Source organism: Pseudomonas sp. NPDC089734, assembly GCF_044748865.1.
Taxonomy (GTDB): domain Bacteria; phylum Pseudomonadota; class Gammaproteobacteria; order Pseudomonadales; family Pseudomonadaceae; genus Aquipseudomonas.
The window spans coordinates 75,048-94,110 of the sequence record NZ_JBIVGV010000008.1 but is presented as its reverse complement, the minus strand read 5'-3'; the positions used below and the strand labels follow the sequence as shown (position 1 = coordinate 94,110).

Annotated in this window: 22 protein-coding genes; 12 read left to right on the top strand and 10 right to left on the bottom strand. The window is 56.9% G+C overall.

Annotation, left to right across the window (positions count from 1 at the left end; translation table 11 throughout):
* Window positions 1–85: 85 nt before the first annotated feature.
* Window positions 86–1,102: a LacI family DNA-binding transcriptional regulator gene (locus tag ACIPY9_RS12755; RefSeq protein WP_400701241.1), complete on the bottom strand. Its 1,017-nt coding sequence runs from the start codon at window positions 1,100–1,102 to the stop codon at window positions 86–88.
* Between the two features lie 261 nt (window positions 1,103–1,363).
* Here ACIPY9_RS12755 and ACIPY9_RS12750 point away from each other — a divergent pair, with 261 nt between their 5' ends.
* Both ACIPY9_RS12750 and ACIPY9_RS12745 read left to right on the top strand, forming a co-directional pair.
* Window positions 1,364–1,855: a gluconokinase gene (locus tag ACIPY9_RS12750; RefSeq protein ID WP_400701584.1), complete on the top strand. Its 492-nt coding sequence runs from the start codon at window positions 1,364–1,366 to the stop codon at window positions 1,853–1,855.
* A gap of 139 nt (window positions 1,856–1,994) precedes the next feature.
* Window positions 1,995–3,347 (top strand): GntP family permease, encoded by a 1,353-nt coding sequence (locus ACIPY9_RS12745; protein WP_400701239.1) that lies wholly within the window; start codon window positions 1,995–1,997, stop codon window positions 3,345–3,347.
* A 332-nt stretch (window positions 3,348–3,679) separates the two neighbouring features.
* Here ACIPY9_RS12745 and ACIPY9_RS12740 read toward each other — a convergent pair whose 3' ends face one another.
* Window positions 3,680–3,997, bottom strand: a complete 318-nt coding sequence (locus ACIPY9_RS12740; protein ID WP_400701607.1) for a hypothetical protein — start codon at window positions 3,995–3,997, stop codon at window positions 3,680–3,682.
* On the opposite strand from ACIPY9_RS12740, the gene csrA reads away from it, so the two are divergent.
* The 4 genes from csrA (at window position 3,920) to ACIPY9_RS12720 (ending at window position 6,097) form a co-directional block, all read left to right on the top strand.
* The gene (gene csrA, locus ACIPY9_RS12735; RefSeq protein ID WP_400701582.1) at window positions 3,920–4,108 is read left to right on the top strand and encodes a carbon storage regulator CsrA; all 189 of its coding nucleotides are present in this window, start codon (window positions 3,920–3,922) and stop codon (window positions 4,106–4,108) included. The genes ACIPY9_RS12740 and csrA overlap by 78 nt on opposite strands.
* Window positions 4,109–4,362: 254 nt before the next feature.
* Complete coding sequence (locus ACIPY9_RS12730) at window positions 4,363–4,917, top strand: hypothetical protein (protein WP_400701237.1); 555 nt, start codon at window positions 4,363–4,365, stop codon at window positions 4,915–4,917.
* Window positions 4,914–5,330 (top strand): phage holin family protein, encoded by a 417-nt coding sequence (locus ACIPY9_RS12725; protein WP_400701234.1) that lies wholly within the window; start codon window positions 4,914–4,916, stop codon window positions 5,328–5,330. The genes ACIPY9_RS12730 and ACIPY9_RS12725 overlap by 4 nt, the downstream gene beginning before the upstream one ends.
* Window positions 5,327–6,097 carry a DUF3618 domain-containing protein gene (locus ACIPY9_RS12720; RefSeq protein WP_400701231.1) on the top strand — a complete coding sequence of 257 codons (771 nt, stop codon included), beginning with the start codon at window positions 5,327–5,329 and terminating at the stop codon, window positions 6,095–6,097. Before ACIPY9_RS12725 ends, ACIPY9_RS12720 begins: the two co-directional genes overlap by 4 nt.
* 52 nt (window positions 6,098–6,149) lie before the next feature.
* Here ACIPY9_RS12720 and ACIPY9_RS12715 read toward each other — a convergent pair whose 3' ends face one another.
* The 4 genes from ACIPY9_RS12715 to ACIPY9_RS12700 form a co-directional block, all read right to left on the bottom strand.
* Complete coding sequence (locus tag ACIPY9_RS12715) at window positions 6,150–6,386, bottom strand: DUF465 domain-containing protein (RefSeq protein ID WP_400701228.1); 237 nt, start codon at window positions 6,384–6,386, stop codon at window positions 6,150–6,152.
* A gap of 155 nt (window positions 6,387–6,541) precedes the next feature.
* Window positions 6,542–7,942, bottom strand: a complete 1,401-nt coding sequence (locus tag ACIPY9_RS12710; RefSeq protein WP_400701225.1) for a pyridine nucleotide-disulfide oxidoreductase — start codon at window positions 7,940–7,942, stop codon at window positions 6,542–6,544.
* A gap of 589 nt (window positions 7,943–8,531) precedes the next feature.
* Window positions 8,532–8,819 (bottom strand): DUF1652 domain-containing protein, encoded by a 288-nt coding sequence (locus ACIPY9_RS12705; protein WP_400701222.1) that lies wholly within the window; start codon window positions 8,817–8,819, stop codon window positions 8,532–8,534.
* A gap of 419 nt (window positions 8,820–9,238) precedes the next feature.
* Window positions 9,239–9,718 carry a GNAT family N-acetyltransferase gene (locus tag ACIPY9_RS12700; RefSeq protein WP_400701219.1) on the bottom strand — a complete coding sequence of 160 codons (480 nt, stop codon included), beginning with the start codon at window positions 9,716–9,718 and terminating at the stop codon, window positions 9,239–9,241.
* Between the two features lie 226 nt (window positions 9,719–9,944).
* Here ACIPY9_RS12700 and ACIPY9_RS12695 point away from each other — a divergent pair, with 226 nt between their 5' ends.
* Together ACIPY9_RS12695 and ACIPY9_RS12690 are read left to right on the top strand one after the other, a co-directional pair.
* Window positions 9,945–10,889 (top strand): alpha/beta hydrolase, encoded by a 945-nt coding sequence (locus ACIPY9_RS12695; protein ID WP_400701216.1) that lies wholly within the window; start codon window positions 9,945–9,947, stop codon window positions 10,887–10,889.
* Window positions 10,890–10,952: 63 nt separating this feature from the next.
* Window positions 10,953–11,402 carry a GNAT family acetyltransferase gene (locus ACIPY9_RS12690; RefSeq protein WP_400701213.1) on the top strand — a complete coding sequence of 150 codons (450 nt, stop codon included), beginning with the start codon at window positions 10,953–10,955 and terminating at the stop codon, window positions 11,400–11,402.
* 120 nt (window positions 11,403–11,522) lie between these two features.
* Here ACIPY9_RS12690 and ACIPY9_RS12685 read toward each other — a convergent pair whose 3' ends face one another.
* Both ACIPY9_RS12685 and ACIPY9_RS12680 read right to left on the bottom strand, forming a co-directional pair.
* Window positions 11,523–12,047 carry a DUF3237 domain-containing protein gene (locus ACIPY9_RS12685; RefSeq protein ID WP_400701210.1) on the bottom strand — a complete coding sequence of 175 codons (525 nt, stop codon included), beginning with the start codon at window positions 12,045–12,047 and terminating at the stop codon, window positions 11,523–11,525.
* Window positions 12,048–12,444: 397 nt separating this feature from the next.
* Window positions 12,445–13,293, bottom strand: coding sequence for a CAP domain-containing protein (locus ACIPY9_RS12680; RefSeq protein WP_400701208.1), 849 nt, complete (start codon window positions 13,291–13,293; stop codon window positions 12,445–12,447).
* 205 nt (window positions 13,294–13,498) lie between these two features.
* Between ACIPY9_RS12680 and ACIPY9_RS12675 the strand changes: the two genes are divergently transcribed.
* Both ACIPY9_RS12675 and ACIPY9_RS12670 read left to right on the top strand, forming a co-directional pair.
* On the top strand, window positions 13,499–14,548 hold the full coding sequence (locus ACIPY9_RS12675; RefSeq protein ID WP_400701205.1) for a hypothetical protein: 1,050 nt from the start codon (window positions 13,499–13,501) through the stop codon (window positions 14,546–14,548).
* Window positions 14,549–14,574: 26 nt separating this feature from the next.
* The gene (locus ACIPY9_RS12670; RefSeq protein ID WP_400701202.1) at window positions 14,575–14,886 is read left to right on the top strand and encodes a hypothetical protein; all 312 of its coding nucleotides are present in this window, start codon (window positions 14,575–14,577) and stop codon (window positions 14,884–14,886) included.
* 4 nt (window positions 14,887–14,890) lie between these two features.
* On the opposite strand, the gene ACIPY9_RS12665 is transcribed toward ACIPY9_RS12670, so the two are convergent.
* Window positions 14,891–15,613 carry a GNAT family N-acetyltransferase gene (locus tag ACIPY9_RS12665; protein WP_400701199.1) on the bottom strand — a complete coding sequence of 241 codons (723 nt, stop codon included), beginning with the start codon at window positions 15,611–15,613 and terminating at the stop codon, window positions 14,891–14,893.
* A 419-nt stretch (window positions 15,614–16,032) separates the two neighbouring features.
* On the opposite strand from ACIPY9_RS12665, the gene katB reads away from it, so the two are divergent.
* Entirely contained in the window at window positions 16,033–17,535 is a 1,503-nt protein-coding gene (gene katB / locus ACIPY9_RS12660; RefSeq protein ID WP_400701196.1) for a catalase KatB, read from the top strand.
* 50 nt (window positions 17,536–17,585) lie between these two features.
* On the top strand, window positions 17,586–18,119 hold the full coding sequence (locus ACIPY9_RS12655; RefSeq protein WP_400701193.1) for an ankyrin repeat domain-containing protein: 534 nt from the start codon (window positions 17,586–17,588) through the stop codon (window positions 18,117–18,119).
* 46 nt (window positions 18,120–18,165) lie between these two features.
* On the opposite strand, the gene ACIPY9_RS12650 is transcribed toward ACIPY9_RS12655, so the two are convergent.
* Window positions 18,166–18,780 (bottom strand): methyl-accepting chemotaxis protein, encoded by a 615-nt coding sequence (locus ACIPY9_RS12650; protein ID WP_400701579.1) that lies wholly within the window; start codon window positions 18,778–18,780, stop codon window positions 18,166–18,168.
* Window positions 18,781–19,063: the final 283 nt, after the last annotated feature.

Sequence of the window (19,063 nt, the reverse complement as noted above, 5' to 3'; positions counted from 1 at the left end):
ATACCGCCTTCCCGGATAAATTCGGCCCCACACAGCCACCAGCCCCCACCCCGTAGGAGCGAATTCATTCGCGAAAGCAGCGCCCTCAGGAACTCTCCCGCACCACCAGCTCGAACCCCAGATCCACGTGGGAGGGCTGGGCCACACCTTCCAGCAGCCCGAGCAGAAGCTGCGCGGCACGCTGGCCAACCTCTTCGCGGGGCGTGCGGATCGAGGTCAGGCGCGGAACCATATACGCCGAACCGGGCAGGTCATTGAAGCCCACCAGGGAAACCTGTTGCGGAATCGCAATGCCCCGGCGCAAGGCCTCGAGGGCTGCGCCCTGTGCCAGGTCGTCGTTGCAGAAGAAGATGCCATCCACATCCGGGTGTCGCTCCAGCAATTGAGCGAACAGCTCGCCGCCCAGGCCGATAGAGGATGGCTGCGGTGTCGAGACTTGAATCCCGGGATCGAACAGCCCTGCCTCTTCCAGCACCTTGCGGAACCCCGCTCCCCGCCTGAGCACCCGCGGATCGAGCTGGGCCGCCATATACGCCAGGCGTTTGCGGCCCCGCCCCAGCAAGTGACGTGCAGCCTGCGCTCCGGCCTCTTCCTGGGAGAACCCCACACAGTAGGCATCGCGTTCGATGTCCAGCTCCATCATGTGCACACAGGGCAGGCCGCTGGCCTCCAGCATCTGACACGATGCGGGCGTATGGTCGAAACCGGTCAGCAGGATCCCCTTGGGACGATTGACCAGATGGTTGCGCAGCAGTTTTTCTTCCTCTTCAGGCGAGTAGTGATAGTTACCGATCATCACTTCCAGCCCACGGGTACGCAGCACGCCCTGAATGGCTTCCAGGGTCTCGATGAACAGCTGGTTGGACAGCGACGGCACCAGCACCACCACAGTCTGGCTGGAAGATGAAGCCAGGGCACGGGCCGCCGGATTGGCGACATACCCCAGGCTCTGCGCGGCAGCCCGGACCTTCTCTACCAGCTCGGGCGTGACCGTGGCCACGCCACGTAATGCACGGGACGCCGTAATGGGCGATACCGCAGCGAGTTGTGCAACTTCATTGAGGGTGGGACGGCCGGTAGAACGAGAACCAGTGCGTGTCATGCGCTGCCAACTAACATAAGGGTTGCCAAATGTGTTCAATGCCCCCTAAGGTAGCGCTGTCTCATGGACCGTGACAATGCTTTATCGCTGATGCTTCACCCTGCGGAGAACAGCCTCCGATGATGACCGTTGCACCCAAAACAACGACAAGAACTGGAACAGCACAAGCTGAACTTGACGTAACCGGCAAAGACAGCGCTGTCTCTGGATGAGGTATTTACTGTGACAACTGCGAAAACTGCGATTTCCGCCCTTGTGGTGATGGGTGTTTCCGGCTGCGGCAAGAGTGTGGTCGGTGCCGAGATTGCCCTCAACAGCGGCGGTCGTCTGATCGAAGGCGATGCCTTTCATCCTCCCGCCAATATCGAAAAGATGAGCGCTGGCACCCCCCTCAACGATGAAGACCGTGCCGGCTGGCTGACCCGTCTGGGCGAGGAAATGGCTGATGCCCTGCGCAAGGGCGAACGTCCGGTCCTGACCTGCTCGTCTCTCAAGCTGCGCTATCGCGAACGCCTGCGCGAAGCGGTGCCGGGCCTGGGGTTTGTCTTTCTGGAACTGAGCAAGGAGCTCGCCACTGACCGCTGTGCCCACCGACCGGGGCACTTCATGCCGGCCAGCCTGGTAGACAGCCAGTTCGCGGCACTCGAACCGCCCCATGGCGAACCACGGACGCTGGTCGTCGATGCGACCCAGCCTGTCGACGCCATTGGCAAACAAGCCGCTGCCTGGTGGAAAGCGTCTCTGGGCGGCTAAAGGCGTGAGCGCAAAAGACAGCGCTGTCTTGATTGAGGGACGGCGCCGGATCACAGGGTGCTATCGTTTTTGAAACACCTGGAACGATTGCACTTTTGAGTGGCTCCCATAAAACAAAAGACAACCGGAGAGACATCCCATGTTCGGTATGACCCATGAGACGTACCTGCTGATCGATGCGTTGGTGACCATCGTCGGCCTTGTGCTGCTGATCACCAAATTCAAAGTCCACCCCTTCGTTGCGCTGACCATCGCAGCGGGCTTCCTGGGCCTGACCTCCGGCATGCCGGTGGAAAAGGTCATGAAATCGTTCCAGGACGGTTTCGGTGGCGTACTGGGCTTCGTCGGCATCATCCTTGGCCTGGGCACCATGCTCGGCAAACTGATGGCCGACTCGGGGGGAGCGGATCAGATCGCGCAAACCCTGATCCGCACCTTCGGCAAGCAGAAAGTCCACTGGGCGATGATGCTTTCCGCATTTCTGGTCGGTATCCCGCTGTTCTTCGAGATCGGCTTCGTATTGCTGATTCCGCTGGTCTTCATCGTGGCGCGCCGCACCGGTGTATCGATCGTCAAGATCGGCATCCCGCTGCTGGCCGGCCTGTCGGCCGTGCACGGTCTGGTGCCACCGCACCCGGGCCCGCTGCTGGCCATCGGCATTTTCGGTGCCGATATCGGCAAGACCATTTTCTACGGCCTGATCGTGGCGCTGCCGACTGCTGTCATCGCGGGCCCGATCTTCGGTAAATGGATTGCCAAATCCATCCCCGGCACGCCTTCCCAGGAGCTGATGGATCAGATCGCCAAGGAATCGAGCACCGACAACCTGCCGGGTTTCGGAATCACCCTGGTAACGATCCTGCTGCCGGTCTTCCTGATGCTGCTCAAGACCTTTGCCGACGTGGTATTCCCGGCGGAACACATCTTCCGTATCTGGATGGACCTGATCGGTCACCCGATCAGCGCCCTGCTCGCTGCCCTGCTGCTGGCGTTCTACACCTTCGGTTCGGCACGCGGCTTTGATCGCGCCAAGATCATGAAGCTGCTGGACCAGAGCCTGGCGCCTGTTGCGGCCATCGTTCTGATCGTGGGTGCCGGTGGTGGCTTCAAGCAGATGCTGGTGGCCAGCGGTGTGGGTGATGTCATCGGTCACATGGCGGTGCAGGCCCAGATCAACCCGATCATGCTGGCGTGGCTGGTAGCCGCGGTGATTCGTATCGCGACAGGCTCGGCCACCGTGGCGACCATCACCGGTGCCGGTATCGTCGCGCCAGTGGTAGGCCTCATCCCGGGTGTCAACCGCGAGCTGCTGGTACTGGCCACTGGCGCAGGCTCCCTGATCCTGTCCCATGTGAACGATGCCGGTTTCTGGCTGGTGAAGCAGTACTTCAACATGACCGTGGCAGAAACCTTCAAGACCTGGACCGTCATGGAAACCATTCTGTCGGTGGTTGGCCTGATCTTTGTCCTGTTGCTGTCGATGGTCGTCTAATACGCCACGATAAAAAGTCTCGCGGGCATCCCCTGCCCGCGAGGCTGTTCCACGACCTCGCTCGCCTCTCTCTTACATGTCGCCCCAGACAAAGCGTTTATACAGACCCGACACTTAAGGCCCTTGAAAAAGGCCATGGGAAAGCCTTCGTGAATCTGAAAACCGCTCTGAATTCCGATTTCCTACGTCAAACTACGCGCTTTCAGTTTGAAATATCAGAAAGCTCAAGCAATGTTTCAAACTAATGCCTACGCTTACATACGTCAGGGACTAGAGCCTCTCATCCCCCTTCAGGAAGCAGGTAGCAATGGCGAGGTGTGCGACAGGTCACGTTACTTTTCACTTTTCACCAGTAAATACGGGCATTTTCGTGCCAAAACGGGCAGAATTGGCGCACTCGTCGTATCGTTGATGCAAATCTCGATGACAAGAAAATGAACCGAGGGAATTAATTTCAACGCTGCAACGTCATACGATGGATGCATTTGGATGTACTCGGCAACAATCACCACGCAAAGGCAAACGCCAGCCTCTTGGTAGAGGCGCTTCAAGAGGCCATCAAGGAAAAGATTATGTTGATACTCACTCGCAAAGTAGGCGAAAGCATAAACATCGGTGACGAAATCACCGTGACGATTCTTGGCGTTCAAGGACTTCAAGTCCGGCTAGGTATCAACGCACCGAAAAATGTCTCAGTGCATCGTGAAGAAATCTACAAGCGTATCCAGGCAGAACTGGCTCCCAACCAGAACCCACAATAACGCCCGCAATACCCCTCTATTCATGCTGATCTGCCGTACCATCGGCGGATCGGCTCTACGGCGCCTTCAGGGCGCCGTTTTTTTATATCGTCCTGCGCATCCCTCCGCCTCCGCCATAGACCACTGGTCATCCTTCCGGAACATCGCTGAAACCCCGTCAGTCCACCGCAAGCAAGCACTCAGATCGATGCCCGCCCGTAGTGTGCAGTGAGCCGAGCATTCTTTTTCCGATATCCAGAATACGGTGAACGATGATGGCAACCACTAACGATCCCGATACCGCCAGTCAGGCACATCAGGAGCCACTGCAAGGGCTGCAGGACGATGCCCGGCATTTGAAAGAACGAGGAAAGGAGCACTTCGAGCACTATCGCGACCATACGGCCGAGCAGATCGACACGCTGGCTGAAAACGCTCAGGCAGCCGCCAGGCAGATGGCGGATAACGACACCCTGGGGTTATCCGGTTATGTCTCGGACCTTGCCCAGAGCATGACAGGGCTGGCTGAAAATCTGCGCGGCAAGAATGCCGATGAGTTGCTGCAGGAGGCCGGAAAACTGGCACGTGACAACCCCCTGCTGTTTATCACCGGCAGTGTCGCCCTGGGCCTTGGCCTGTCACGCGTGCTGAAGGTATCCATGTCCACAGCCGATTCGTCGCCATCACCTGCGCCTTACGACCCCATTGGATCGTCGGGCCCCGTGACGGACGACAGCACGCCCCCTCCCCCGGATGTTCTGCACAGTGCCCACGATGTACCCGGCGACACAGCTCTTCAGAGGGACCTGCCTGGAGGGAATCTGTCATGAAGATGACCCCCACTCCACCGGGCGGAACGCCCGAAAACGAAACCTCAGTCCTGAGCCTGATCCGGCAGCTGGCTCATGAGGTCCCCTTGCTGATCAGCAAGGAAATCGCCCTGGCCAAGGCCGAAATCAAGGAGTCGGTCCAGACCTCCCGGCAAGGACTCATGGCCATCGGCGGCGGTGCAATCGTGATGCTGGGGGGCTTTGTCATCCTGTTGCTGGCAGCGGTCTACCTGCTGACCCACTTCATGAGCTCGTGGCTGGCCGCACTGATTGTCGGCATGAGCGCACTCATCGTGGGGTTTCTGATGATCATGGCCGTCAACCGGAAACTCGAACCCTCGAACCTGACACCCGAACGCACAGCCAGCGCCTTGCAAAAGGACAAGGAAGCCATCCAGAGGAAAGTCTCATGAGCATCGACAGCAGCTTCGGCACCCCGGCAGACTTTGAAAACCCGTCCGGGAAAAGCCCGGAAACACTGGAACAGGAAATCGACGAACAACGCTCCAGCATCGGCCATCTGGTCGATGCGCTGGAAAAGAAGATATCCCCCGGTCAATTGATCGATCAGGCCCTGGCGTATGCCAAAGGCAACGGTGGCGAGTTTCTGGGCAACCTGGGCACCACCGTGAAAGCCAACCCGGTTCCCGTCGTGCTGACTTCGGTGGGAATGCTCTGGCTGATGATGGGCAGTCGCACACCCTCACCGGGTCCTTCAATGCTCGATCAGGTCGGCGACAGCTTGAGCAATGCAAAAGACAGGGTTCAGGAAACCGCGATCCGCATGAAAGAAAAGGCTGGCCATCTGGCAGAAAACATCGGGGAAAGGCTTCCTTCATCCCCCGGGCATGAAGCCGGGCGGATACTGCAGGAAAAAAGCCTTGGCCTCCGCTCAAGCGCCCATACACTGTTGAACGAACAGCCTCTGGTTGTCGCGGCAATGGGCATTGCCCTGGGTGCGCTCATCGGGGCTGCATTGCCGACGAGCGACCGCGAGAAGCAACTGATCGGTCAGGCACGTGACAGGCTGGCCACTATGCCTTCGGAGCCTGTTGATCGCCAGAACGCCTCGACGGGAAAACATGATTTCACCCGTGACACAGACCTCTTGGCGGAAACAGCCGACACGCCGACGACACGCTCCGGTCCATCCCCCGGACTCTCACCTGGCGTGAGTTGAGCAACAGACAAACGGCCTCGCTTCAAGCCAGGCCGTTTTCGTTGCCCTGAGCCTATCTGGCAAGGCACTGTACAATCCTGTCTTTCACCAGCAGGCGCTTCTCCTTGAGCTTCTTGAGATCGTCGTCACCGATGCCTCCAGCCACCCCCTTTTCAGCATCCAGTACCTGCGTATCTGCAGCCTCATAATCGCTGAGCAACTGATGCAGTTTCGCATCACTCCTGCTGCGCTCGACCACCTCTTCCCTGGTCAGTTTCAAATCCGCGAAAAGATCATGTTTGACTGGCATGAGCAAGCACCTCCCATATGACTGCCGAAACCATAAGCCTAGGCTCTGTATGAAATGTTTTCGAGCAAAGGTGAGGCAAGGCGAAAACAGGAGAGAAACGATCGGAGTCGCGCCCGACTTTTCGTATAGAGCCTGGCAGCCCGTATTGAACCGGTTTAACCCACAGAAAAACGCTCATTCACCTGCCATACCCGGGCTTCGCGGGAAAGGTCGGCGGACGACACCTTGTGATGCAGTCGGTCCAGCACTGCCTCGATCACGGCACGACTGGCATCATGATGAAACTGCCACACGCCATAGATTCGCCCGTCGAACGACGGCTCGCTGCCCAACTGAGGATCGGCACTCAGACCAGCCCCCATGCCGAACAGATGCAGGCCGTGCAGACGCCGTCCCGACTGATCCACGGGGCAGCCGGAGGCGTCGGAGTCCAGTCCCCCCTTGGTTTCACATAAATGGACAGGATGCCCGTCGGAATCGCTCAGCAGAGGCAAGAGAGGTTGATACCCCGTGCATTGCACCACGATGCCCGACTCGGCCAGGGCGACCCTGGCTTTTTCATGGTCGCCGGGCTGACCGTCTTTTGTCTGCAACAGTTGCACCCGCACGCCGGTCTTGCCGATCCGTCCACTTTTCAAGGCTTCGCGCCCGATATCCAGCGCTCGGTAGCGCAGGCCACCGGAACGGTTGATACGGCCCGACAGAGGGCAGACGTCAGCCTGGGGATCAAACGCATAATCGGCAGCCTGAGCCTCTTCGGCGCTTTCATAGAACAGGCGGATCTGCGAGCGGTGTATCAGCGTCACCTCTTGCAAACCGGCAAACTCCAGTGCATCGGCCAGATTCTCCAGCATCGAAAATGCGCTGTGAGAGCCACCCACCACGGTGATTCGTCTGCCGCTGGCCAGGACCGGCGCAAACGTTTCACGCAATTGCACGGCGTTCATGCGCAGCAGCAGATCAGAGCATTGAATATTCATCGATGCCGGCAGGGACAGGCCTTGCTCGGCCAGGCTATGGAGCAAATGCAGGGGATCCTGGCGACCGCCCAGATTGAGCACCAGCGTCCGACAGTGAATCAGGCGCCTGCAGCCTCCGGTTTCAAGCCTCACGCCAAATCCGTCCTCCTCGCAGACCACTTCAGTGATCGTCGTGCAATGCCATACCTTCACGCCATATACACGCACGATGTGGTCCAGCAGCAACTTCGATGCCTCCGTCATCAATTGCCCGACATCCGATAATGGCGGTGCGCTTTGGGCCTGCCCCCGGATACGCCAGTAGGCAGGCGAGTATTCCAGAGGCTCGAAGACTTCTCTCAACGCCGGATCACGCAGGCAATCGATAAACACATCACCGACCGAGTTGGCCGTGATCCTGTATTGCCCCAGTGTTCCTGTTCCGGGATGGTCGCTGGCGTCGACAACAATCAATCCCTTGCGGGCAATTTCGGCCAATGTGCCGCCTTTCAAGGCATTGAACAGAAACCCCATACCCGCCAGTCCAGCGCCTCCTACCACACACCCGCATGTTGTTTCCAGGTCATCTTCAAACATGATGAAGCTCCATCGTCATATAAATGCATGGGGGCACTCCAAAATTTCTGGATGTTTTGACGCAGGGCAAGACATTCAAGAACCGTCAGGTTCAAGCAGAACGTTCATGTTTCTTTTATAAACATTCTTTCCGCACCGTACGTTCAATAAACGCAGGCGCAAAGCTACCGCGGGCCGTTTGATATAAACGATCAGCACGATAAAAGCCGAAGGGATATCCCGCGCAACGAGATCAGAAAGAAAAGGCTGAAGGGATACTTGCAAATAACCAACAGGGTGTCAAACAACCTGGCCACCGGTTAAACATCGAACACCTGAACACTTAAACACTTGATCTCCTTACCAATAATATCGTTCTTTCTGGAGTTTGCTCTTTTGTCGGGATGTTTCAAGGCGGTCAAAGCGGTTTTATTTTTACATCGCCCGCCCCTAAACCCACAAAAGTCCAGCGCCAGCAAATTGACCTGTCTGCTCAGGTACGTTTCCACCGACGATCAGACCCTTCTTCAGACGCACATGAAAACGCCCCGATCATGAATGAGCGAGGCGTGATGAATACAACGGTGATGAAAGGGGTTATGGTCCGGTATCAGGCCGTATGGTATTGAGGCTGGGCATGCAGCCGCCCCTGCTGGACCCGCTCATCGCGCAACTCGGCCACCAGATCGGAGATATCCCGGCTGGTCTTGAGCCTGTCCAGTGCGATTCCGGTCACCAGAAGCTCAACCCGGCCGGACGATGGGTCAACGATCTGTACCGTCATGGTCGACCGGTCAGACGAAAGCCCCGGTACGACAGTGCATGTACAACTCAGCGGTAAAAAAGCAACTTCGACGATGTTTCGCAACTCCAGGGTCGACAGTCCACAAGCAATCATTAGATATCTCCTTATTTTCATGCGCTGCTGAATCCAGCAGTTTGCCAATGCTTTTTATAGTGACTCTATTCAAGCAAGGGCACTCCATTGCCCACCGATTCATTATCACGACTCACTGCGTATCCATCTTTTTATACCCCTCCCCTTCAGCCCAAGCAACTTGCCATTCCGGCCACCCCCAAAGCCCCTTGCGTTTGAGCGCTGAAATAACTGACAGAAAAAACGTTTCACCCGTGACGTAAAGCCCTTTTTATTAAAAAGTTCTTTCCCGGGCTCACCGCCTTACCGATGAAAAGTTAGACGAACGGTCAGAAAGGGCACATATAAAAAGTGCCCCTGTAAAATTCACGAAAGCCTGTTGTCACTCCAGCCTGACAACTATCGAACAACCCGCGATGCCGAGCGGCACGAAAAGGACGTCATTCAGTGCGAGGCAAACGTAGATGTATCAAGGCAACGCGAGCGCCATGCCTGTCTCGCCGCTCCTCGATGGCATAAGGTCGGAAGCCCATGCGGGGGTAGAACAACAGGCCGGGAACATTGTGGTTATAACAGGAAGCCGTCAACTCGCTGGCCTCGTGCTTGTCGAACGCGATGCCCATCATGCAACTGATCATATAGCGGCCGACGCCTCTGGAGCGTGCACCGGGAGCGATGATCACGTTGCCCAGAGAACAGCGGCCACGAAAATCGAAACGGGAAAAGTTGGCAAACCCCACGACCTCACCATTCATTTCAATGACCGTGGAATCGGACCGGCTTTCCATCGCCTCCTTGAGCTGAGAGGGTGTCAGGGGATAGACCGCTCGGGGAAACATGTAAAACAGCTCGTCGGCATTCTGAGGCAGCTCACACACGACAGGGATGTCTTTCTCTTCCATGGGACGGTGATGAAACATTGAGCGGTAACCTCTTGATGAATTTGAATAACAAGCGATAGAGACTATATGCGACCCCACAGATTTCGCATTGTCACCCGACAGAATCGGAGAAGCCTTGAAATCTGCCCGGGTAATCTCCGGCAGAAACGAAGCAATATCCTGTAACCGATTTTTCCTGCACGGCCTTGCAAGGCAGACGTGGAACCGGTTTTTATTTCATTTTGTTTACCGGAACGTCATCCACATGCCGATATTCTCGCTTGCCCGCCTCAAGGCCCGCCGTTTGACCTGGGCTTGCATGGCGGCCTTAATCATCGGTTTGCCGGTCGGATGCGCCGTACTGGAACATAAGGAACGGGAGCTGGTCTTTCGCATCGAGCCTGGCAATGCCAGCTGGTACAGCGGCCTGCCCGCCGATGTCCAGGAGCTTGAACTCAACACCCCCGCTTTCGGCACCTCACAGAACATTCATGCCTGGTGGTGGCCTGCAACACGCAAGGACGCCCCCGCCGTCCTGTACCTGCACGGTTCACGCTGGAACCTGACCGGCCAACTGTTCCGCATCGAACAGTTGCGGGCACTGGGGTTCTCCATCCTGGCCATCGACTACAGAGGCTTTGGCCAAAGCATGGGGCAACTGCCTTCGGAAACCACCGTCTATGAGGATGCCCGCATTGCCTGGGATCGTCTGAAACAGCTGCAACCCGATCCGCAACGACGGGTGATCTACGGCCACTCCCTGGGCGGTGCGGTGGCCGTGGACCTGGCTGCCGAACTGGGGCGCGATGCGGAAAAGGAAAACTCTCCGGCTCAGGCCCGTGGCCTGATCATCGAATCGACCTTCACCAATCTGGCCGATGTCGCAACGGCCATCGCCAACACCTCATTACCGGTGCGCTGGCTGCTCTCGCAGAAATTCGATTCTCTGGACAAGATCGCTGACATTCACATGCCCGTACTGATCGTGCATGGCACCGACGACCGCTATGTACCGGCCCGCTTCAGCGAACAGCTGTTCGCAGCGGCACAAGAGCCCAAGAGCCTGCTGCTGGTCCCCGGCGGCACGCATAACAACAGCATGCGACTGGGCAGACAGGCCTACAGTCAGGCCATCCAGGCGCTGTTGAAGACCCCGCCCTCAACAGGCCAGGTGACCAAACAGGACGACAGACAGAAACAGGCCGGTTGAGTGTGATGGACAGACCCGGCAACAAAGCGCTAGCGTCGGTGCATTCCATTTCAAGGGTGCGCCATGAATTCGATTGTCGGCTATTCAGACAGGCATCATCGCCTTGGGGTCATCAGCCTCTGGGAAACCGTGTTCGAGTACGACACCCCGCACAACCGTCCTGATCTGTCGATCGACAAGAAGCTGGCCGTCGCGGATCAACTGTTCTTTGTCGCGGTAGAAGGCAATGACGTCATCGGAACACTGATTGCCGGGTATGACGGCCATCGTGGCTGGCTTTACTCGGTGGCGGTACACCCGTCAGTTCGTGGACAGGGCCTGGGAACGGCCCTGGTACGACAGGCAGAACAGGCATTGACCGCATTGGGCTGCCTGAAGATCAACCTGCAGATTCGCAACACCAATGAGGGCGTCAGAGCCTTCTATGAATCATTGGGTTACGCGGTTGAACACCACATCAGCATGGGCAAGAAGATCGAATCGAACATCACCCCGCCTGTTCGAGCGGGGTGAGTCTGAAACTTACAGCCCCGGATCAAGGGAGCCCCTGTATATCGCATACAGGAGGCGATCAAGAAAAGAGCGAATGCACTCAATACTCGACTTCAGAAAGTCTGATGTTCTGTAAACGCCTCAGGCCTTGATGCGGTAAACATTGATCAAGACTTCATTCGCACAGATATATTCAATCTTTCCAATAAAGGCACTACGCTCCAGCCAGTCATTAGGCCCTATACCGACCTGAAATCGAGGCGTGCAGGTGCATTCATAATGACCTTTGGTCACCGGCCATACACCGTCCTGAATTTCCCGCTGACCGACTTCATCCAGTACAAGCACGCCTTTATTGATGACGTTTATCAATTCGCCCAAATCGGTACGCAGGGTGAAGCGCGCATTCAGATAAGCGACATCCCCCGAATTCTCGACAAAGAAATCGGAGCCGCCTGGCAACACCACGCCCTGGAACTGCTGGCCATAGAACTCACCTCCCAATATCGAGGTGTTACTGCGCAGGCCATCGCTGCATATGCCCAGAAATGTCGCGGCATCCGTGCGCAACGTGATGGTGAGCACCTTTTCCAGCAAGGGCGCTCTCATGACGCTTACTGCGCGTGTGGTCTTCTTTCGAGGGTCTGCAAAATCAATAATATTCATATCATCAGGCCCTCTTGCTCTCTGTATGCGCAAAACACATACACCGATTCTTATTCATGCAATCACGGAGTTATTTGAAACGGGGGAAGTGGATTCAGTTTCAATTCATCCCTGTTTGTTTGTCAAGTTAAATGTACGCACGCGTTCACTTATCATGCTGAAATTTGAAGCGCTTATCAATGTTCGGCAAAAAACGCAGACATTGTAGTCATGCAACACCTTATCGGGCATATGAAAGCCACAGTTGTATGATGACCGTTATATTAACCGTGTATGAATTCATATATAGGAATCGGGCATGGGAATATTAAAAGGCACAACCATTCCATCTGGCAGAGTGAGTGGCCAGATCCCGAAAAAAGTTCCATTTCCGCTTCATACCCTGTCGGGTAGACGCTTATTGCGCGCCCAATACGGCAGTCCAGTAAATCCCTGCATCGCTTTTGGGATCAATGGCATAGGCCGCACCCAGTTCACGAAACCCCGGGTTCATGAGATTGGCGCAATGGCCGGGGCTGGCCAGCCAGCCATCGACCACCTTTTGAATGGTGTCTTGCCCGGCCGCGATGTTCTCGCCAATCTGCTGGCCGATGTATCCCGCCAGCTCGGCCCGGTCGCCGGGCGTGCTGCCATCACGTCCCTTGTGATCAAAGAAGTTGCCGTTGGCCATGGACCGTGTGTGGCTCTCGGCCGCAGCCGCCAGGCTGGTATTCCAGGACAGCGACGTCGTGGCTGCAAAGGATTGGGCACCGCACCGACGCGGCTGCGTGCGAGCCGTATTGACCAGTTCCAGCAGCTTCTGCCCTTCTGACTGCCAGTCTCCCAGACGCGAAGCCACCAGCGAACGTGCCAGTACGATGCGCCACTCGCGCCCTTCCCGGCTGACACCGATATCGACGAACTGCGGGTCCAGCACCACTTGGCAAAAGCTTTCCTGCACCGCTTGCATGGCCGATTGCGCATCACGTGGCCCGGACAGGCTGATGGCCTGCACCGTAACCATGGGATAAGAGGCTCGCGCCAGTGACTGCTGCAAATCGCCTACACCCGTAGCAGGCAATACCAGACGCGGATCACTCACCAGCGGAGGCAATTCCATGGACACCTGCCCCGCACAGCGCTGCACCTGACTGCGATAGCCATTGATCGACTCCGCCAGTCGAGCTTCTTCGGTTGCGATTGCCGCAACGGAAAACACCATTCCCAACGACAGCGCCGCAAGGCGCAAGACAGATGACATGTGCATGGAGGCTACCTGTAGACCGGACGCGCACATGATGCGCGATTTATCGGGAAAATTGCACGCGGCCCGAAACAGCCTGCCGCTCATCCGCGATCAGGGCCGACTTGTCAGTTGAGGAGTAACACTGACGCTACATGGACAGAGCAACGGCCTTTTAGTATCGTCCCGCGCCTCTCGTGCCACACATCATCAAGGATGATCCCCGCAGATGTTCACGCTCCGCGCTTCCCGCACTCTCCCCCTCGCGCTGCTTTCGGTTCTGCTCGGCGGCTGCATCAATGGCAACTATATGGATGCCTCCGAACCCGATGCCGCCAAGTTGCGTTTTGTCGCCAACACGCCCAATACCACACTCGATTATTTCGATGACACGCACTGTGAGGGCCAGACCACCGGAACGCTGAACAACATCTTCACACGCGACAGCGAGCGTAAGGTCGGCATGAGCTTTGCGCCTCCAGCCGACGCCGACGGCTATCTGGAGCTCAAACTCAAGCCGGAGCAGGAAGCCTACTTCCGCATCCATATGCGTACGGGCTATGTCCTGTGCGGCATCAGTTTCAACCTCACGCCGGAGCGCAATGCCGAATACGAATTGACGCTGAATTCTGGCAAAGGCAGTTGCAAGACGCTGCTGCAGCGCGTGCGACACATCAATGGGCAACTGGTGCGAACCCCCATTCCGGTCGAGAACAAGGGACTGCCCGCCTGTGCCGGCACCAGCCCTATCTTCCCGAAACTGTTCCCGGACACCCCTCATCGCGTGGCCTTGATCGACCAGATCATCGACAAGGACACACTGATTCCACGCGAACCTGACCCGAGCCGGTCCGAACGCCTGAAGTGGTCCCCGGAGAAAGTCGACACCCTCATTGCCGAGCGCAAGGCCAAGCTTGGCTTTACTCTCCCCGACGCTTACTGGGCCCTGTACCGCCAGAATCTCGAAACCTTCAATGCAGAAGCTCTCGGTAATGAGGCTCAGGTATTGCAGCGCTACAAGGATGAATATCGTCAGCGCCTGAAACAGCGTGACGACAGGCAGCTGGAACAGTGGGCCGTCCCGGCGGACAAGACAAGCAAGGAGATCGATGCGGCCAGACTCCTGGAGTCCAGGGCAATGGCGATGTATTACTTCCAGGTTCAGAAGACGGTACTGGCCACCACACTCAGTCAGCACCTTGACCGGATGGCGCAGATGGACGCGCAATACGATGTCTGCAAGCGCTACGCGGAATGCTGGAAGCTGAGCGAACGGTAAACATACGTCACCCAAGGATCGACGACGTGATACCTGAATACAGAGTCAAGATCTACTGCCTGTTGGGTGCCTTTTTCTGTATAGGGTGCGCCTTTTTTGTCGGCTCAGAGCTTTTTGAAGCCATGCGCACTCTGGAATTGGACATACAGACCGGTCCGAGAAGCAACCGTGTCAAAGAGCATTTGATCTATAGCCACGAACCGCTCAGGTTCGTGTTCTACTTTTTCAAGACGTCCGTTGTCTCCATGCTCTTCATGATCGCCGGCCTGTGCATGGCCTGGCGAATGGTGCGGGGGCGCAAAGCCTTCAAAGGTCTGGGGAGACGGCAGGGAGCCTGACGGATCAGACCAGCACCTGCCCGCGCCCGCGGCCTTTCAAGGCCTCCTCTCCAAGCCGTTCCACGACAAATGCCCTGGCATGACGGGTCATCTGGTCCAGATGCCGGTCGCGCTGTTTCTCGGCATCGACCATGGCCCTTTTTCCATGCTGCTTGAGCAGGTAGGCGTGGATCTGCTGCACTTCCACCGAACGATAGATCGGCGCGATATCCAGCACAGCCAGCAGGCCGTCGGTACCGTGGTCGCGGGTGTTCATGATCACTTGCGGGCCACGGGCACCCGTCACCTGGAAACCCAGCGACTCGAAGCACGGGACCTTGCTCACGAAACAGGGCAGCTCGGCATGAGGGTAGCGGCTCGTCATTTTCTGCAGCATCGCTCGCGCCACACCCCTACGGCGATGGCTTTCGCGCACCGCCATATAGGCCACGGCACAGGCATCGGGATCGTCCTTGACCGGCAGGTACAAGGTGAAGCCCGTCACGATGGAAGGGTCCTCGTCATCCAGTGCCACCATCAGCTCGACCGGAATGCCTCTGGAGCCGTTCATGGCCTCCAGATAAAGATGGACTTCGTACCCGACACCGTATTGATAAAGGTTGTAGAGAGGGTTGCTCGGGGCAATGGCGACCATGCTGATGTCGGTGAGGTAATCGACGACCATCTGCAGAATCTGGCTCTTGATGAACTCGGGAGGCGTGGTTTCAAAAAGGGTGACAGTGGACATCAAGCGTGTGGCTCCGGCTTACTCGTGATGCGCATCATAACGCGCCTGGCCAGGTCCTGGATAAGGCATTGAATGAACGGAAGGACCTGTTTCAACCCAGGCACTCAATAAGCCAGGTTTTACAGGCATACAGAAAACACCCCTTATTCATTCAGGAAAGAACACTTTCAGCCCCACAAACAAGCCATTACTTTGGCATCATTTAATACAAGAAGTTTCAAACAATATTAAACCCAACATAAGAATAATGATTCTCATCTTCAGAAAATTTCCCCTCTTTCCGCTGTTCCAGTATTTCTCTCAATCGCTTCGATAAATTTTTACGATCATGAAATAAGCGCTCACGCGCCTACGATAAGTGCGCTCAATACAAAAATATGAGGGATTCAAAAATGCCGTTATTAAACTGGTCTGGCCAAATGCTGCGTTTAACCGCTGTCGGCTTGATGGTTATTCCTGCTGCTTACGCAGATACACTCACCCGTGACAATGGTGCCCCTGTTGGCGATAACCAGAACTCACAAACTGCCGGGCCGCAAGGCTCTGTACTGCTGCAAGATGTGCAGTTACTGCAAAAACTTCAGCGCTTCGATCGTGAACGCATTCCTGAGCGCGTGGTGCATGCCCGTGGTACGGGGGCTCGCGGCGAATTTACCGCGTCGGCCGATATCAGCGATCTCAGTAAGGCAAAAGTCTTCAAGTCGGGAACAGCCACTCCGGTATTCGTCCGTTTTTCTTCGGTCGTTCATGGGAACCATTCGCCAGAAACATTGCGTGACCCTCACGGTTTCGCAACCAAGTTCTATACCGCCGATGGTAACTGGGACCTGGTCGGTAACAACTTCCCGACCTTCTTCATTCGTGACGCCATCAAGTTTCCCGACATGGTTCATGCGTTCAAACCGGACCCAAGAACCAACCTGGATAATGACTCGCGCCGTTTCGATTTCTTTTCCCACGTACCTGAAGCCACTCGCACGTTGACCTTGCTGTACTCCAATGAAGGGACGCCAGCCGGTTATCGCTTCATGGACGGTAACGGTGTACACGCCTACAAGTTGGTCAACGCCAAGGGCGAAGTGCATTACGTCAAGTTCCACTGGAAGTCGCTGCAAGGCATCAAGAATCTTGATCCGGCACAAGTGGCTCAAGTCCAGTCCAAAGACTACAGCCACCTGACCAATGATCTTGTCGGCGCAATCAAAAAAGGCGATTTCCCGAAATGGGATCTCTACATTCAGGTGCTGAAACCTGAAGATCTGGCCAAGTTCGAGTTCGATCCGCTCGATGCCACCAAGATCTGGCCTGACGTCCCCGAGCGCAAGATCGGTCAGATGGTGCTGAACAAGAACGTCGATAACTTCTTCCAGGAAACCGAGCAGGTCGCCCTGGCCCCGGCCAACCTGGTACCGGGTATCGAACCTTCCGAAGACCGCCTGCTGCAAGGCCGCGTGTTCTCCTATGCCGATACCCAAATGTATCGCCTGGGTGCCAATGGCCTGAGCCTGCCCGTCAACCAGCCTAAAGTGGCCGTCAACAACGGCAACCAGGATGGCGCGATGAACACCGGGCATACCACCAGCGGCGTCAACTACGAGCCAAGCCGCCTGAGCCCACGTCCTGCGGATCCACAGGCACGCTACAGCTCAGCGCCCCTCAGCGGCACGACCCAGCAGGCGAAGATCACGCGCGAGCAGAACTTCAAGCAGGCTGGCGATCTGTATCGCTCCTACAGCGCCAAGGAACAGAACGATCTGGTTCAGAGCTTCGGTGAGTCGCTGGCGGACACCGATACCGAAAGCAAGAACATCATGCTCTCGTTCCTCTACAAGGCCGATCCAGCCTACGGCACTCGGGTAACCGAAGTGGCCAAGGGCGATCTGGCCAAGGTCAAGGCCCTGGCTGCGAACCTCAAAGACTGATGAGTCGACAGCCAGCTCCGCAAGGGGCTGGCTGTTTCAGGAGAACGCCCATGCGCACCTTACTCTACGGGTTACTGCTGCTGACGTCGGTCGTCCAGGCCCAGCCACCGTCAGACCAGACAGCCAACCAGATACGCACATTGTTTTTCGACGCGTCCCGCGAAGGGAACAGCGAGATGATGGCGACGTTCATCGACGCCCACTATGACCTGAACATTCAGGACGAGAAAGGCTACACAGGGCTGATTCTCGCCGCCTACCACGGCCACGAACAGCTCGTCACCCAATTGATCGATGCCGGTGCAGACCCTTGCGCCAAGGACCATCGCGGTAATACCGCCCTGATGGGCGCCATATTCAAGGGCGAACTGAGTATCGCCAGACGCCTGGTCGCAGCCAACTGCGCACCCGACCAGCGCAATAACGCCGGTCAGACGGCCTCCATGTATGCCGCGCTGTTCCAGCGCAACGACATTCTCAAGGCGCTGGAGGCCAAGGGTGCCGACCTGAGCATTCGCGACAGCATGGGCAATGATGTGAACAGCCTGTCCAGAGGCGAGTTTCAGGCCCCGCCCGTTCAGTGAACGGTGGGGCCTGGCAGAGCGTTTTCGCGGATGAATCCGCTCCTGCCTAGCCGAGCTTGAAAAACGCGACCTTCCCGGTCAGGCGATCCGCCAGTGCTGCCAGTTCTTCACTGGAAGCCGCGACTTCACGGGAGCCCTCTGCCGACTCAAGCGTAGAGCCATGGATACGGTTGATATTCTGCGCAACCTCTGTGGCCACCATGCTCTGCTGAACCGAAGCGCTGGCGATCTGGGCGTTCATATCGTTGATCGCACTGACTTCCTGACGAATCCGGCTCAGGGACGCCTGGGCATCTCGCGTCTGTTCGACCGTTTCGCTGGCCAGTGCGCAACTTTGTTGCATGATCCGGGTAGCGCCCTGAGTACCGCCCTGAAGCCGGGTGATCATCTCGCGAATTTCCTGGGTGGACTCCTGGGTCCGGGTCGCCAGTGAGCGAACCTCGTCAGCCACCACCGCAAAGCCCCGGCCATATTCACCGGCACGGGCCGCTTCGATGGCAGCGTTGAGGGCCAGCAGGTTGGTCTGTGCGGCGATGGAATTGATCACTTCGATCACGGTTTCGATGTTTTCGCTGTCTCTGGACACTTGATCCACGGTCTGGGTGGCTTGTTCAAGAATGCTTGCCAGCTCCTGAATGGTTGTGGCCGCCTCTCCTACCATGCGATGCCCGCTCTCGACCTGACCATCGGCAACCTGGGTCGCCTCGGAAGCCTGTGAGGCATAACCGGAGACCTGATTGACCGAGCCCGCCATTTGCATGATGGCAGTAGCAATATGCTGGGCTTCACTGGTTTGCAGGCTGATCTGGCGATTATTGCTGGCGGACGTGGAAAGCAGGCGCGCCGAAGAGTCGCTGACCTGCCCGGCAGCAGCACGGACATCGCTGATGATCCGGGCCAGGTTACCCAATGTGTCTTTCAGGGTTCCCATGACACTGTCGGGG

Coding starts and splice junctions, on each gene's coding strand:
- ACIPY9_RS12755 (WP_400701241.1), bottom strand. CDS start 1,102: ATGACACGCACTGGTTCTCGTTCTACCGGCCGTCCCACCCTCAATGAA.
- ACIPY9_RS12750 (WP_400701584.1), top strand. CDS start 1,364: ATGGGTGTTTCCGGCTGCGGCAAGAGTGTGGTCGGTGCCGAGATTGCC.
- ACIPY9_RS12745 (WP_400701239.1), top strand. CDS start 1,995: ATGTTCGGTATGACCCATGAGACGTACCTGCTGATCGATGCGTTGGTG.
- csrA (WP_400701582.1), top strand. CDS start 3,920: ATGTTGATACTCACTCGCAAAGTAGGCGAAAGCATAAACATCGGTGAC.
- ACIPY9_RS12730 (WP_400701237.1), top strand. CDS start 4,363: ATGGCAACCACTAACGATCCCGATACCGCCAGTCAGGCACATCAGGAG.
- ACIPY9_RS12725 (WP_400701234.1), top strand. CDS start 4,914: ATGAAGATGACCCCCACTCCACCGGGCGGAACGCCCGAAAACGAAACC.
- ACIPY9_RS12720 (WP_400701231.1), top strand. CDS start 5,327: ATGAGCATCGACAGCAGCTTCGGCACCCCGGCAGACTTTGAAAACCCG.
- ACIPY9_RS12715 (WP_400701228.1), bottom strand. CDS start 6,386: ATGCCAGTCAAACATGATCTTTTCGCGGATTTGAAACTGACCAGGGAA.
- ACIPY9_RS12710 (WP_400701225.1), bottom strand. CDS start 7,942: ATGTTTGAAGATGACCTGGAAACAACATGCGGGTGTGTGGTAGGAGGC.
- ACIPY9_RS12705 (WP_400701222.1), bottom strand. CDS start 8,819: ATGATTGCTTGTGGACTGTCGACCCTGGAGTTGCGAAACATCGTCGAA.
- ACIPY9_RS12700 (WP_400701219.1), bottom strand. CDS start 9,718: ATGTTTCATCACCGTCCCATGGAAGAGAAAGACATCCCTGTCGTGTGT.
- ACIPY9_RS12695 (WP_400701216.1), top strand. CDS start 9,945: ATGCCGATATTCTCGCTTGCCCGCCTCAAGGCCCGCCGTTTGACCTGG.
- ACIPY9_RS12690 (WP_400701213.1), top strand. CDS start 10,953: ATGAATTCGATTGTCGGCTATTCAGACAGGCATCATCGCCTTGGGGTC.
- ACIPY9_RS12685 (WP_400701210.1), bottom strand. CDS start 12,047: ATGAATATTATTGATTTTGCAGACCCTCGAAAGAAGACCACACGCGCA.
- ACIPY9_RS12680 (WP_400701208.1), bottom strand. CDS start 13,293: ATGCACATGTCATCTGTCTTGCGCCTTGCGGCGCTGTCGTTGGGAATG.
- ACIPY9_RS12675 (WP_400701205.1), top strand. CDS start 13,499: ATGTTCACGCTCCGCGCTTCCCGCACTCTCCCCCTCGCGCTGCTTTCG.
- ACIPY9_RS12665 (WP_400701199.1), bottom strand. CDS start 15,613: ATGTCCACTGTCACCCTTTTTGAAACCACGCCTCCCGAGTTCATCAAG.
- katB (WP_400701196.1), top strand. CDS start 16,033: ATGCTGCGTTTAACCGCTGTCGGCTTGATGGTTATTCCTGCTGCTTAC.
- ACIPY9_RS12655 (WP_400701193.1), top strand. CDS start 17,586: ATGCGCACCTTACTCTACGGGTTACTGCTGCTGACGTCGGTCGTCCAG.
- ACIPY9_RS12650 (WP_400701579.1), bottom strand. CDS start 18,780: ATGGTAGGAGAGGCGGCCACAACCATTCAGGAGCTGGCAAGCATTCTT.